The following is a 14146-nucleotide window of genomic DNA, read 5'->3' on the forward strand; positions in this document are numbered from 1 at the left end:
CTCTCAAACGTCTGATCATGTTAGTGTGAGCGCCGCACGCGCTGACGGCCAGAGCTGACGCGATGCTGAAGCTGACCACCGCAGCCCGGCACCCCAGCCAGCCACATCTAGGCTTGCCGGTATGGACGTAGCTGTGATCGGTGCCGGCGCTATCGGCGGAACGATCGCCGCCCTCCTCGATCGGTCGGGCCACAGCGTGGAGATCACGGCCAGGGGTAAGCACCTGCATGCCATCAGCACCCGCGGGCTCCGGCTCAGCGGAGCCTGGGGCGAGCACACCGCGAAGCCGGCCGCCGGCGAGACGCTGCGGACCAGACCAGGCCTTGCGGTGCTGTCGACCAAGGCGATGGACGCCCCCGCAGCGGCAACTGCCAACCACGCGATGCTTGCCGGCGTCCCGGTCGTGGTGGTGCAGAACGGCCTTGGCGGCCTCGAGTCCGTCGCCACGACGTTGACGGAGTCCCCGATCATCGGCGCCTTGAGCCTGATCGCCGCATCATTGACCGCCCCCGGCGAGATCGAGGTGACGACTGCCGCATCGACCTGGCTGGGAATGGTGGATACCGGGGTCGGCGACGAGCCTGCCAGGTTCGCCGCCGACATCCTGAACCAGGCCATTCCCTGCGAGGTGGTAACGAACTTCGAGGGAGCCCGCTGGACGAAGCTGATCATCAACCAGGTGAACGCGCTGCCAGCCGTCACCGGGCTCAGCGTGCAGGACGTGATAAATCATGCGGGCCTCCGCCGCCTGATGACCGAGAGCATGCGTGAGGCGGTGGGCATCGCCCTCGCGCGCGGCGTGCACTTCGAGGAGGTCAACCGGGTCAGCCACGATTCCCTGCTGCGACTGGTCAGGGCGGATGCGGCTGAAGCGGAGTTCCTGACCCTTCAATTGCGCGACTACCTGGGGGACGTACCGAATCCCGGTTCGACGCTGCAGAGCATCCGTCGGGGCCAGTCGAGCGAGATCGACTACCTCAACGGGGCGGTGGTGCAGGCGGCGGCCGAGCGGGGGCTAGATGCGCCGGTGAACGCTCGACTGACCGAGTTGGTGCACGAAGTAGAGGCCACCGGCAGGCACCTGACCCCCGAGGAGACACTCACCCGATTCTGAAGTCTCAGCAGGAGCCTGATGTCAGCAGGAGCCTGACCTCAGCAGGAATCAGCGAAGATGCGGCGCGGATGCTCGGGGTCGCTGTTGTCGTAGATGGCCGTCGCCCGCGCGCTGGGGGTCTCCGCAGCGAGGTAGACGGCGTCGGACTCGTCTTCCGTTGACGGGTCTTCGAGCCAGAGCGAGTAGTTCCAGATGCCGGACAGTTCCGGCCGGTTCAGGAAGACACCGCTGACGATGAGCACAGCGTCGAGCCCTGCGCTCTTCCACTTCGGCTGGAACACCGGCTCGTCACGGTCGGCGTCGAACCCCTTCAACGCGAATCCCGTGCTGCCCGCAGTGCGGAACGGGTCGATGAGCACCCGCCTGAGCAGCGAATAGTCGTAGCCGTCCGTGTAGACCCCGCGCTGGCGCTCCGACCGTGGGCGTTGGAAGTCCTCGATCGACGCGTGGAACACTGCACGATCATCACCGTGCAGGGCAACCGCAAGGTCGTCACCGAATCGGTGCATCCCACTTGCCCGTCGGCCATCGACCGCGACGATCGCGCGGCCATGCCCGTAGTTGTGGAGGATCTCGGTGGCGAGCGCCTCCATGGTGTCTTTCTTCTCTGGTGCCCATCTGGCCATGAACCCAGAGTATCCCTGCGGCCGTTAGGGTGACGTGGTGAGCATCGCAGAACCGGTCATTGCCTGGTTCGGGGCGCACGGCCGTGACCTGCCGTGGCGGCGTCCCGGATTCACCGCCTGGGGAACCCTGGTGAGCGAGTTCATGCTGCAGCAGACACCGGTCGTCCGCGTCATCCCGCGGCTCGAGGAGTGGCTCGCCAGGTGGCCGGCACCCTCCGATCTCGCCGCCGTTCCGGTCAGCGAGGCGCTTCGCGCCTGGGACCGGCTCGGCTATCCCCGTCGGGCCCTGCACCTGCACGCCTGCGCCGTGGCCATCACCGAACAGCATGGCGGCGTCGTGCCCGAATCCGTCACCGACCTGCTCGCACTTCCCGGCGTTGGTGAATACACCGCGCGTGCCGTGGCGGCCTTCGCCTACGGTCACCGGCATCCGGTGGTCGACACCAACGTGCGGCGGGTGCTCGCCCGGGCGGTCGGCGGTCAGGCGGAGGCCGGTCCGCCGTCGACCAGGCGGGACCTGGCTGCGATGGAGTCGGTGCTCCCGGAGTCGCTGGCGGATGCCCGGCTCACGAACGCCGCCGTCATGGAGCTGGGCGCAATGGTGTGCACGGCGCGCTCGCCCCGCTGCGACGCCTGCCCGATCGCGGACCGCTGCGCCTGGCGAATGGCCGGCTATCCGGCCTATCAAGGTCGGCCGGCCGCCGTGCAGAAGAAGTTCGAGGGCTCCGACCGCCAGGTTCGCGGCCTGATCATGGCTGAGCTGCGGGCATCCGACGTGCCGGTCGACCTGGCCTCGCTTGAACGTGTGTGGCCGGATGGCGTGCAGTTCGCACGCGCGCTGGCCGCTTTGCTTCGCGACGGCCTTGCCGTCGCCGACCCTGGCGGTTACGCCCTGCCGGAGTGAAAGACTGGAGCCATGGTCTTCGTGAAAATCTGCGGGCTGCGGCAGCCGGAACACGTCGATGCTGCGCTCGAGGCGGGGGCGGATGCGATCGGCCTGGTGCTGACGGCAAGCCCCCGTTTCATCGAAGCGGCTTCAGCCCGGGTGCTGGTGGATCGCGTCGGAACCCGCGCCATGACCGTGGGCGTCTTCCGCGGAGAGGCAGTCGATGAGGTCGAGCGGCTCGCAGCCGAGTCCGGCGTCTCCTGCATCCAGTTGCACGGCAACTACAGTCCTGAGGATGTCACCAGGCTGTCAGGCCTGGGCCTTCCGGTGATTCGTGCCGTGTCGTTCACCGAGCCCGGCGATCAGCTCGGTGCGGACATGCTGCTGGTGGATGCTCCCCGTGCCGGCTCGGGCGAGGAGTGGGACTACGCGGTGATGGTGGAGCGGGGTTTGACCGGCCGCTGGCTGCTGGCCGGTGGGCTCACTCCGGGCAACGTTTCCGCGGCGATCGCGGCGGCTTCACCGTGGGGCGTCGACGTGTCGAGCGGCGTAGAGACGGCACCGGGCCAGAAGGACAGCGCCCTCATCCGCGCCTTTCTTGTCAGGGCAAAAGGCTAGCCTGCTGGCCGCGAAGGCTAGCGCCCGGAGGCGCCTTCTTCGTCGTCGAGCTCATCATCGTCGACGTCATCGGCCTCGTCGGTTCCGATGACGCGCGGCTTGACGTACGGGTCGGCGTCGCCGGCGTACTGCGCGGTGGCGGCCTGGTTCTCGGTCGCGTTGTCGCGTTCGCGGGCCTCGGCGAGCAGCGATTCGATGTGCTTGGCGTTCTCGGGGATGGCGTCCGCGAAGAACTCGAGTGACGGCGTGAGGCGGGAGGTGATGTTCTTACCCACCTCGCTCCGCAGCATGCCGGTGGCCGACTTGAGGGCGGCGGCGGTGTCGCTGCGCTCCTCGTCGCTCCCGTAGACGGTGTAGAAGACGGATGCGTGCTGCAGGTCGCCGGTCACCTTCACGTCGGTGATGGTGACGAACCCCAGCCGCGGGTCCTTGAGCCCGCGCTCGAGCGTCTTGGCGACGATCACCTTGATGCGGTCGGCCATCTTGGCCGCGCGTGCTGGATCAGCCATGGTGCTGCCCTGCCCTTCTACTTCAGTGTGCGTTCCAGTCTCGACAAGCTCGATTGGTCTCGACAAGCTCGACCCGCTTTTTCGCCGTTCCTTGCAGTCGGCGATCGAACTCCGGCTGCTGCCTTACGGGAACTCAAGGCTCAGGATGCCGGTATCCGGCTAAGGAACCTCGGGGTCGGGGCCCCGCAAAGTTCCGTGCCGGATGCCGGCATCCTGAGCCAATCACGAGTTACACGCGCGGCTTCTCCTTGAGTTCGATCGTCTCGATCTCGTCCCCAACCTGGATGTCGTTGAACTTGCCGAGGCCGATACCAGCCTCGAAGTCCGTACGCACCTCGGTGACGTCGTCCTTGAAGCGGCGAAGCGACTCGATCGCCAGGTTGTCCCCCACCACGACGCCTTCGCGGATGACCCGCGCCTTGGCGTTCCTGGTGATGGTTCCGGAGCGGACGATGACACCTGCGACGTTGCCGAACTTGGAGGAGCGGAACACCTCGCGGATCTCGGCGACACCGGACTGCACTTCTTCGTACTCGGGCTTGAGCATGCCCTTGAGTGCGTTCTCGACGTCTTCCAGCGCGTTGTAGATGACCGAGTAGAACCGCACATCCACGCCTTCCCTGGCCGCGCGATCGCGGGCCTTCGGGTCGGGGCGCACGTTGAAGCCGATGATGATGGCGTTGTCGACCGTGGCGAGGTTGATGTCGCTCTCGGTGACCGCACCCACACCACGGTGGATGATGCGCAGCTGAACCGAGTCGTCGACATCGATCTTGAGCAGCGACTCTTCGAGAGCCTCGACGGCACCGGAGACGTCACCCTTGATGATGAGGTTGAGCGATTCGACCTTGCCGTCTTCGAGGGCCTTGGTGAAGTCCTCGAGGCTGATGCGCTTGCGGCTGCGGGCGAGCAGGGCGTTGCGCTCTGCTGCCTCACGCTTTTCGGCGATCTGGCGGGCGGTGCGGTCGTCGTCGGTGACCAGGAACGTGTCACCAGCGCGGGGCACCGAGGTCAGGCCGAGCACGGCCACCGGACGAGCCGGGGTCGCCTTCTCGACGGATTCGCCGTTCTCATCGAACATCGCACGAACGCGGCCGTGGGCCGTTCCGGCGACGATCGGGTCTCCGACTTCGAGGGTTCCCGACTGGATGAGCACGGTCGCAACCGCACCACGGCCCTTGTCGAGCTTGGCCTCGATGGCCACGCCGCGCGCATCCTTGTTGGGGTTTGCGCGCAGGTCGAGTCCGGCATCCGCTGTCAGCAGTACCGCGTCGAGCAGTTCCGGGATTCCGATCTTGTTCAGCGCTGACACGTCGATGAACATGGTGTCACCACCGTATTCTTCGGCGACGAGGCCGAATTCGGTCAGCTGCTGGCGCACCTTGGCCGGGTTGGCGTCTGGCTTGTCGATCTTGTTGACCGCGACCACGATGGGCACGTTCGCCGCCTGGGCGTGGTTCAGGGCCTCAACCGTCTGCGGCATGATGCCGTCGTCGGCTGCGACCACCAGGATGGCGATGTCGGTCACCTGCGCACCACGGGCGCGCATGGCGGTGAACGCCTCGTGACCCGGGGTGTCGATGAAGGTGATCTTGCGGTCGACGCCTTCATGCTGCGCCATCACCTGGTAGGCACCGATGTGCTGGGTGATGCCGCCGGCCTCGCCTGCACCGACCTCCGCGTTGCGGATGGCGTCGAGCAGCCTGGTCTTACCGTGGTCGACGTGACCCATGACGGTGACGACCGGCGGGCGTGCCGCCAGGTCTTCGTCGTCTTCGTCTTCGAGTTCCTGGTCGAGGTCGAGGTCGAAGCCGGCGAGCAGCTCGCGGTCCTCGTCCTCCGGAGAGACCATCTGGATCTTGAAGCCGAGCTCTTCGCCGAGGATGTCGAAGGTGGCCTCGTCGAGGGACTCCGTCGCCGTCGCCATCTGGCCGAGGTGGAACAGCACCGTGACCAGGTTGCCTGGGCTGGTGTCGATCTTGTCGGCGAAGTCGGTGATCGATGCGCCACGACGCAGGCGGATGACCTGCTTGCCGTCACCGCGGGGAACGCTCACGCCTCCCAGCGATGGGGCCTCGCGCAGCTCGAACTCTGCCCGCTTCGTACGCTTCGACTTGCGGGCCTTGCTCTTGCCGCCTCCGCGGCCGAACGCTCCAGCGGTTCCACCGCCGGGGCCACGGCCACGGCCGCCACCACCGGCTGGGCGGTTCGGGCCGAAGTTGGATCCTGGTGCACCGGCCGGTGCTCCGCCTGGGCGGAAGCCGCCACCGGCTGGGCGTGCTCCGCCTGGGGCTCCCGGACGGAAGCCACCGGCGCCTGGACGGCCTGCACCTGCGGGGCGCGGAGCCCCTGGGCGCGGGCTGCCCGGACGCGGTGCCGCCGGACGCGGGATCCCGCTCGGCGACGGCGTCGGACGGGTGTTCATGCCCTGGGCGCTCGCATACGGGTTGTTGCCCGGGCGGGGCGCGCCCGGGCGCTGCATGCCCTGCGTGCTCGCGTACGGGTTGTTGCCAGGACGCGCGGCGCCCGGGCGGGGAATGGATGATGGGGTGGTGCCGGGCGTCGGGGCGTCGCCAGGAGCATCCGCTGCCTTCTCGGCTTCCTGCGCTTGCGGCGCGGCCTCCTGGGGTGCCTCAGCCTTCGGGGCAGGCGCCGGAGCTTCAGCGGCTACCGGGGCGGCCGGTGCCGGCTTCGCCGGTGCCTTGGGGGCAGCCTTGGGCTCCTCCTTGACGGGGGCCTTGACGCCGTCTGCTTCCAGCGCAGCGCGAAGCTTGCGAGCCACTGGCGGCTCGATGCTGGACGACGGTCCCTTGACGAACTCGCCCATTTCCTTGAGTTTCTCAAGGGCCTGCTTTGATTCAATGCCGAGTTCTGCTGCGATCTCGTGCACGCGTGGTTTTGCCACTGTTCTCCTGTCTCGGGCCCACTCCGGACAGGAGTAAGCCGTTAATTACGGACGGGTCTCATTTCGAGCCGCTCATTAGTTGTCCATAGGTCAATCAGCCTGTTCTTCATGGAACTCCGGACGGAGCTCCGACTGGTGGTGCTATTGGTGGGGCGAATTGCCTGCCTGAGACGCGATGTGCAGTCTCAGCTTGCGCGTGTCGAGTGAGTCGGCGACTTTCAGCGCCCGCCCGAAGGCTCGGCGTCTGATGGAGCTGTCAACGCATTCGAGGGTGGGATGCACCCACGCACCTCGACCAGGAAGGGCTCCGGAAGCATCCGGTACCACTTCACCGTCTTGCGCCACACACCTCAATAGAGTTGAGGCGGCGGCCCGCTGTCGGCAGCCAAGGCAGGTTCTTACGGGGACCATCCTACACGCCTAGCTGGGACTAGGCCGGGTCCTCGAGGATGCTGTCCGGCTGGATGTCTATGCGCGCGCCCGTCAGCTTCGCGGCGAGGCGGGCGTTCTGGCCCTCCTTGCCGATCGCCAGGGACAGCTGGTAGTCGGGCACCAGTGCCCGAACCGCCTTCGTCGACTGGTCGATCACGAACGCCGAACTCACCTTTGCCGGGGACAGCGCGTTGGCGACGAAGGTCGCGAGGTCTTCGGAGTAGTCGACGATGTCGATCTTCTCGTTGTTCAGTTCCGCCGTCACGGCTCGAACCCGCTGGCCCAGCTCGCCGATGCACGCGCCCTTGGCGTTGATGCCCGGCTCGTTGGCGCGCACCGCGATCTTGGTGCGGTGGCCGGCCTCGCGCGCCAGGGAGATGATCTCCACCGCGCCGCTGGCGATCTCCGGAACCTCGAGGGCGAAGAGCTTGCGCACGAGTGACGGATGCGTGCGTGACACTGTGATCTGCGGGCCCTTGACCCCCTTGCTCACACCGGTCACGTAGACCCGGATGCGCGAACCGTGGGAGTACTCCTCGCCGGCGACCTGCTCTTCCGGAGGCAGGATGGCCTCCACCGAGCCGAGGTCGACGTGGATCATCCGCGGGTTCGGCCCCTGCTGGATCTGCCCCGCGACGATGTCGCCCTCGCGACCGCGGAACTCGCCGAGGACGGCGTCATCCGCTATATCGCGCAGCCGCTGGTTGATGACCTGTTTCGCCGCGAACGCCGCGATACGGCCGAAGTCGCTGGGGCTGTCCTCGGACTCGCCGACGACGTTGCCCTCCTCATCCAGCTCAGGAACGAACACCGAGACGTGACCGGTCTTGCGGTCCAGCACGACGCGGGCCTGTGGTTCTTCATCCGCGCTGTGCTTGTGGTGGTCATCAGGGGCGGTGTGCTTGAGGTAGGCCGTCAGGATGGCCTGCTCGATGATCTGCACGAGTTCCTCGAACGGAATCTCGCGCTCGCTCTCCATGAGCCGCAGCACTCTGAGGTCAATGTCCACGGAGGGCCTCCACTATTCAGGTCTGAACGCCGGGGAAGTCTTCTCCCGCAGTCGTCCTTCTACGGTACCCGAGTCGCGCTGGGCTGGCGTACCGCCCTACTGGTCGAGGGCGAGGTACGCCTCGACCAGGCCGTCGAGTGCGACCGGTGTCTTCACACCGGTGCGGCGGTCCCAGAGCTCGACCATGCCGTCGGCTGCGCCCTTGCCGACGATCACGATGATGGGCACGCCAATCAGCTCGGCATCGCCGAACTTCACACCCGGTGACACCTTGCGGCGGTCGTCGAACAGCACGTCGGCGCCACGTGCCTCCAGGTCGGCGACCAGCTTCTCGGCCGCCTCGTAGACGACTTCCTCCTTGGTCGCCGCGACAACGTGCACGTCGAACGGGCTGACGTTTCGCGGCCAGATGAGCCCGCGCTCGTCATTGTTGGTCTCGGCGATCACGGCCATTGCGCGGGTGACACCGATGCCGTACGACCCCATGGTCACGGTGACCAGCTTGCCGTTCTCATCGAGCACCTTGAGGCCCAGGGCATCCGCATATTTGCGTCCCAGCTGGAAGACGTGGCCGATCTCCATGCCTCGTGCGGTCTCCAGCGGCCCTGAACCGTCGGGCGCCGGGTCGCCTGCGCGAACATCCGACACCTCGACGACGCCGTCGCCGACGAAGTCACGCCCGACGACCAGGCCGAGCACATGCTTCTGGTCGACGTTCGCGCCGGTGATCCACCGGGTTCCGTCCACGATGCGGGGATCGAGAAGGTAGCGGATGCCGGTGGCTGACGCCGGGCGGTCATCGGACGCTCCGAGCACTGCGCCCGCCGGCGACCACGGCCCGATGTAGCCCTTCACCAGCCCGGGGTTCCTGGCGATGTCGGCCTCCGTCGCGGTCTCCACCTGCGCGGGCCCGAAGGCTGCCTCTGCGCGCTTGAGGTCGACGTCACGGTCGCCGGGGAGCCCCACGACGACGAGCTCACGCGTGCCATCGGGCGACACCAGGGTGAGCACGACGTTCTTGAGGGTGTCAGCGGCGGTCCACTCGCGATCCGGGCGCGGATGCTCGGCGTTGACCAGCGCGACCAGCGTGTCGATCGTCGGAGTGTTTGGCGAGTCGAAGACCTGCGCCTCGGGCAGCCCGTCGATCGGAAGCGCATCCGGCACCGGCGTGACGTACGCCTCAACATTGGCAGCGTACCCACCGGCGGTGCGCACGAAGGTGTCTTCGCCGACCGGGGTGGGGTGCAGGAACTCCTCGCTGCGCGAGCCACCCATGGCACCGGCATCCGCCTTCACAATGACGTACTCCAGGCCGAGGCGCTGGAAGATCCGCTCGTAGGCATCACGCTGCGCCTGGTAGCTGGCGTCCAGGCCGGCGTCGGTGTAGTCGAAGGAGTATGCGTCCTTCATCGAGAACTCACGGCCCCGAAGAAGTCCGGCGCGAGGACGAAACTCATCGCGGTACTTGTCCTGGATCTGGTAGATCGACAGCGGCAGGTCCTTGTATGAGGAGTACAAGTCCTTCACCAGCAGGGTGAACACTTCCTCGTGGGTCGGCGCGAGAAGATAGTCGGCCCCGTGGCGGTCCTGGAGGCGGAACAGCGCGTCACCGTATTCGGTCCAGCGGCCGGTCTGCTCGTAGGGCTCCCTGGGCAACATCGCCGGGAAATGGACTTCCTGTGCACCAGCAGTGGCCATCTCCTCGCGGATGACCTGCTCAACCTTGCGGCGCACCCTGAGTCCCAGCGGCAGCCAGGCGAAGATGCCCGGAGCCTGGCGGCGGATGTAGCCCGCGCGTACCAGCAGCCGGTGGCTGGTCACTTCTGCGTCAGCCGGGTCGTCACGGAGCGTGCGGACAAAGAGTTGCGAAAGGCGAGTGGTCACAACAGGTGATTCTACCGGCGCGAGGCGAGCGGCCCCGGCGCGGTGCCGCCGGTACGCTGTGGAGCATGGAGCGCACCCGCAAACACGAGGTTGACGCGATCGACCGGCGGATCATCGCCGAACTCGGCCGCGACGCCCGGCTGTCGGTGCGTGCACTCGCCGAACGGGTGCACATCTCCCGCACCGCGGTGAACACCCGGCTGAACACGCTCATCGAGCACGGCGTGATCACCGGCTTCACCGCCACCGTCGACCGGCAGGCGCTGGGCCTCGGCGTTTCAGCGATCGTCATCGTCAAGGTGGACGCCGACTGGCCGACCGTGTCCGCAGCGCTCGCCTCACTGCCCTTCGTGGAGAAGGCACAGGCGCTCAGCGGCGACATCGACATCCTGCTCACCGTGAGCGCCCCCACCCAGGAACAACTGTCCGACACCATCCTGCGTCGCATTCACAACATGCCAGGCGTTGCCTCGACCAGGTCGTACATCGTTCTGGAAGAACTGGCCGGAACCGCCCCCGAGCAGTCGACGGACAGTTGGGAGCTTTAGGCCCGGAAATCCGGACGAATGGCACACTTAGGTACAAGTAACGAGCCACTCGTGCTGACCTGATTTTCCGGGTTGGCACCAGCCGTGACGGCGACCGACTATGGGGTTATGAGCCTCAAAGTAGAGACCCCGGATTCGGTGACGCTTCCGAGCGCAGAGCCGCTTCGCCTGATCGATGATTCCGGCCACGCAGCGCCCGCCGCGCAGTCCGGCGGCTTCGTGCTGCCCGACCCGCAAGCGCTGATGAACCTCTACCGACGCATGGTCATCGCGCGCCGCTGGGACATTCAGGTGAGTGCCCTCACCCGCCAGGGACGCCTGGCGACCTATCCTTCGGCGCTCGGCCAGGAGGCATCCGAAATCGGTGCCGTGCTGGCCATGGAGCAGACCGACTGGCTGTTCCCCACCTACCGCGACTCCATCGCCGTGATGACGCGCGGGGTTGCTCCCGGCGAGATCCTGCAGGCGTTCCGCGGCGACTGGCACTGCGCCTTCGATCCGCACGAGCACCGCACCATGCCCCAGTCCACCCCGCTGGCGACTCAGGCCCTGCACGCGGTGGGCCTCGCCACCGCCGCCAGGCTGCGCAAGGACCCGGTCGCCGCCCTGACTTTCGTCGGTGACGGCGCCACCAGTGAAGGCGACACCCACGAGGCGTTCAACTTCGCCGGCGTCTGGCAGGCTCCCGTCGTCTTCCTGGTGCAGAACAACCAGTTCGCCATCAGTGTGCCCATTTCCAAGCAGACCAGGGCTCGTGCGCTGTCCGACCGCGCGATCGGCTACGGCGTGCCGGGGTACTACGTCGACGGCAACGATGCGGCAGCCGTGTACGCCGTCGTCTCGGCGGCCATGCAGCGTGCACGCAGCGGAGGCGGCCCCAGCATCGTCGAATGCCTCACCTATCGCATCGAAGCACACACCAACTCGGATGACCCGAGCCGGTACCGGGGCAAGGAAGAGGTCGACGTCTGGAAGGGGCGCGACCCGATCGAGCGCCTCGAGAAGTACCTGCTGAGCGAAGAGATCCTCTGCCAGGAAGACCGGGACTCCATTGCAGCGGAGGGCGAGGAACTCGCATCCGCCACCCGCGACGCCATGAACGTGGAAGCGGTCGTCGACCCGATGGAACTGTTCGCCAACGTCTACGGGGCACCGCGCTCCAACCTGGCCGAGCAGCGCGCGCTGCTGGAGCAGGAACTGTCTGAGGTGGGCGCCGAATGACTACCCAGGCAACCGCATCCGTCACCATGACCGCCGCGCTGAACACCGCGTTGCGCGACGCCATGGCCGAGGACGAGAGCGTCGTCGTCTTCGGTGAGGACGTCGGTCCGCTCGGCGGGGTGTTCCGCATCACCGACGGCCTGCAGGCGCAGTTCGGCGAGGAGCGCATCTGGGACTCGCCGCTGGCGGAATCCGGGATCGTCGGAACCGCGATCGGCATGGCCATCTACGGCCTGCGCCCGGTCGTCGAGATGCAGTTCGACGCCTTCAGCTACCCCGCGTTCGAGCAGATCGTCTCCCACCTGGCCAAGATGCGGAACCGCACGCGGGGCCGCGTCACGCTGCCCATCGTCATCCGCATCCCGTGTGCCGGCGACATCGGCGGGGTGGAGCACCACTCGGACTCCTCCGAGGCCTACTGGGCGCACACCCCTGGGCTCACCGTCGTCACGCCGTCGAATCCGGCTGATGCCTACTCGATGCTGCGCGAAGCCATCCGCTCCGACGATCCAGTCATCTTCATGGAGCCGAAGAGCCGTTACTGGTCGAAGCAGGAACTGACGCTGCCGGTCACCACCGAGCCGATGAACACCGCGGTGGTGCGCCGCGAGGGCACGGATGTCACGCTGATCGCCTACGGGCCGACCGTCAAGACCGCGCTGGAGACCGCAGAACTCGCCGAGGAGGAGGGACTCTCCGTCGAGGTCGTCGACCTGCGCAGCCTCTCCCCCTTCGATGACGCGACGGTCGGAGCATCCGTTCGCAAGACGTCGCGCGCCGCCGTGCTGCACGAGGCAGCCCAGTTCGGCGGCTACGGCGCCGAGGTGGCCGCCCGGGTGACCGAACGCGAGTTCTACCACCTGGCGGCGCCGATCCTGCGGATCACCGGCTTCGACATCCCCTACCCCTCGCCGAAGCTGGAGAAGTACTACCTGCCGACGCCGGAGCGGATCCTGAACGCGCTCAACACCTGGGTCTGGGAGGCGTGATGGGCAAGCAGTTCATCCTGCCCGACCTCGGCGAGGGCCTGACCGAGGCGGAGATCGTCAGCTGGCTGGTTGCGCCTGGCGACACGATCAGCATCGACCAGCCGGTCGTCGAGGTCGAGTCGGCCAAATCGGTCGTCGAGCTGCCGAGCCCGTTCGGCGGCGTGGTCGAGACGCTTCACGCCGAGGCGGGCACCACCGTGCATGCCGGACAGCCGCTGCTCACCATGGCCGGGAACGCCGAAGAGGCAGGGGCACCGGACGTCGTGCCCGGTACGGCGGTGCGTGAGGTGGCGGATGCTGCGGAAGAAGGCTCCGGCGCGGTGCTCATCGGCTACGGGACGCAGGCGCGGAAGCGCGGGCCCAGCAAGGCCGGGTCGGGGCGGTTCGGTGCGCGAACGGCCGTGGCATCGGAAGCACCGACATCTGTCCCAACCGTTGGGACAACTGAGCAAGCGACCTCCGGCCCCTCCCCCGTCGTCTCCCCGCTGGTGCGCAAGCTCGCCCGCGACCACGGCTTCAATGCCAGTGACCTCGCCGGCAGCGGCCCGAACTCGCTGGTCATGCGGGCCGATGTCGAGGCCCGCATCGCGGAAGGTGACGCGCCTGCTGTGGTGCCGACACCATCCGTTGACCAGGGCCTGCCACTGCTGGGGCTGGCTGACCGGAGGATTCCGATCAGCGGCCTGCGGAAGATCGTGTCGGAGCGGTTGTCGACGTCGCGGCGGGAGATCCCGGAAGCGACCATCTGGCTCGACGTGGACGCCACCGCGCTGATCGAGGCGAAAGACGCCCTGCAGCGCAGCACCGGGGAACGGTTCAGCCTGAACGCGCTCATCGCCCGCTTCGTCGTCGCCGGGCTGAAGCAGTACCCGATCCTCAACTCCTCGGTCGACACCGAAGCGGGCGAGATCGTGCAGCACGGACAGATCAACCTCGGCCTGGCGGCGCAGACTGCCCGCGGCCTCATGGTGCCGGTAGTGCACGACGCCGGTTCGCTCACCACTCGGCAATTGAGGGACAGTATCGGCGAGCTCGTTTCCACGGCGGAGACCGGTTCGTTCAGCGGTCCACAGCTCAGTGGCGGAACCTTCACGCTCAACAACTACGGCGGGTTCGGGGTTGACGGTTCGGCCGCGATCATCAACCACCCGGAGGTCGCCATCCTCGGCATCGGACGGATCATCGACCGCCCCTGGGTGGTCGACGGGCAGGTGGTGGTGCGCAAGGTCGTGGTGCTCTCACTCGTGTTCGACCACCGGGTCTGCGACGGCGACGTGCCGTCGCAATTCATCACCTTCGTGGCGAGCTGCATCGAGAACCCGATCTCGCTGCTCGCCGAGCTGTAGCCACCGCAGGTGTCACGCGACGCCTTCAGCAGTTGAACCCTGAAGTTCGTTACTGAGCA

Annotated in this window: 13 protein-coding genes; 7 read left to right on the forward strand and 6 right to left on the reverse strand. The window is 67.1% G+C overall.

Going from position 1 to position 14146, the window contains the following annotated elements; genetic code table 11:
- Positions 1-121 precede the first annotated feature (121 nt).
- On the forward strand, positions 122-1114 hold the full coding sequence (locus ACX3O0_RS07675; RefSeq protein ID WP_459107338.1) for a ketopantoate reductase family protein: 993 nt from the start codon (positions 122-124) through the stop codon (positions 1112-1114).
- A 38-nt stretch (positions 1115-1152) separates the two neighbouring features.
- Here ACX3O0_RS07675 and ACX3O0_RS07680 read toward each other — a convergent pair whose 3' ends face one another.
- On the reverse strand, positions 1153-1740 hold the full coding sequence (locus tag ACX3O0_RS07680; RefSeq protein ID WP_459107339.1) for a nucleoside/nucleotide kinase family protein: 588 nt from the start codon (positions 1738-1740) through the stop codon (positions 1153-1155).
- Between the two features lie 34 nt (positions 1741-1774).
- Here ACX3O0_RS07680 and ACX3O0_RS07685 point away from each other — a divergent pair, with 34 nt between their 5' ends.
- Entirely contained in the window at positions 1775-2644 is an 870-nt protein-coding gene (locus ACX3O0_RS07685; RefSeq protein ID WP_459107340.1) for an HhH-GPD family protein, read from the forward strand.
- 12 nt (positions 2645-2656) lie between these two features.
- Positions 2657-3244 carry a phosphoribosylanthranilate isomerase gene (locus ACX3O0_RS07690; RefSeq protein ID WP_459107341.1) on the forward strand — a complete coding sequence of 196 codons (588 nt, stop codon included), beginning with the start codon at positions 2657-2659 and terminating at the stop codon, positions 3242-3244.
- Between the two features lie 17 nt (positions 3245-3261).
- Here the strand turns inward: ACX3O0_RS07690 and rbfA are convergent, their stop codons facing one another.
- The 5 genes from rbfA to ACX3O0_RS07715 form a co-directional block, all read right to left on the reverse strand.
- Entirely contained in the window at positions 3262-3753 is a 492-nt protein-coding gene (gene rbfA / locus ACX3O0_RS07695; RefSeq protein WP_459107342.1) for a 30S ribosome-binding factor RbfA, read from the reverse strand.
- 229 nt (positions 3754-3982) lie between these two features.
- Positions 3983-6658: a translation initiation factor IF-2 gene (gene infB, locus ACX3O0_RS07700; protein ID WP_459093582.1), complete on the reverse strand. Its 2676-nt coding sequence runs from the start codon at positions 6656-6658 to the stop codon at positions 3983-3985.
- 141 nt (positions 6659-6799) lie between these two features.
- Complete coding sequence (locus ACX3O0_RS07705) at positions 6800-7069, reverse strand: YlxR family protein (RefSeq protein WP_459093581.1); 270 nt, start codon at positions 7067-7069, stop codon at positions 6800-6802.
- 19 nt (positions 7070-7088) lie between these two features.
- The gene (gene nusA, locus ACX3O0_RS07710) at positions 7089-8099 is read right to left on the reverse strand and encodes a transcription termination factor NusA (protein WP_459107343.1); all 1011 of its coding nucleotides are present in this window, start codon (positions 8097-8099) and stop codon (positions 7089-7091) included.
- Positions 8100-8195: 96 nt separating this feature from the next.
- Positions 8196-9983 carry a proline--tRNA ligase gene (locus ACX3O0_RS07715; RefSeq protein WP_459093579.1) on the reverse strand — a complete coding sequence of 596 codons (1788 nt, stop codon included), beginning with the start codon at positions 9981-9983 and terminating at the stop codon, positions 8196-8198.
- Positions 9984-10048: 65 nt separating this feature from the next.
- On the opposite strand from ACX3O0_RS07715, the gene ACX3O0_RS07720 reads away from it, so the two are divergent.
- The 4 genes from ACX3O0_RS07720 (at position 10049) to ACX3O0_RS07735 (ending at position 14087) form a co-directional block, all read left to right on the forward strand.
- Positions 10049-10531 carry an Lrp/AsnC family transcriptional regulator gene (locus tag ACX3O0_RS07720; RefSeq protein ID WP_459093578.1) on the forward strand — a complete coding sequence of 161 codons (483 nt, stop codon included), beginning with the start codon at positions 10049-10051 and terminating at the stop codon, positions 10529-10531.
- 108 nt (positions 10532-10639) lie between these two features.
- Positions 10640-11752: a thiamine pyrophosphate-dependent enzyme gene (locus tag ACX3O0_RS07725; RefSeq protein ID WP_459107344.1), complete on the forward strand. Its 1113-nt coding sequence runs from the start codon at positions 10640-10642 to the stop codon at positions 11750-11752.
- Complete coding sequence (locus tag ACX3O0_RS07730; protein ID WP_459093576.1) at positions 11749-12741, forward strand: alpha-ketoacid dehydrogenase subunit beta; 993 nt, start codon at positions 11749-11751, stop codon at positions 12739-12741. The genes ACX3O0_RS07725 and ACX3O0_RS07730 overlap by 4 nt, the downstream gene beginning before the upstream one ends.
- A complete protein-coding gene (locus tag ACX3O0_RS07735) occupies positions 12741-14087 on the forward strand; it encodes a dihydrolipoamide acetyltransferase family protein (RefSeq protein ID WP_459107345.1) in 1347 nt (448 codons plus the stop codon). The genes ACX3O0_RS07730 and ACX3O0_RS07735 overlap by 1 nt, the downstream gene beginning before the upstream one ends.
- Positions 14088-14146: the final 59 nt, after the last annotated feature.

It is taken from the genome of Homoserinimonas sp. A447 (genome assembly GCF_054489325.1).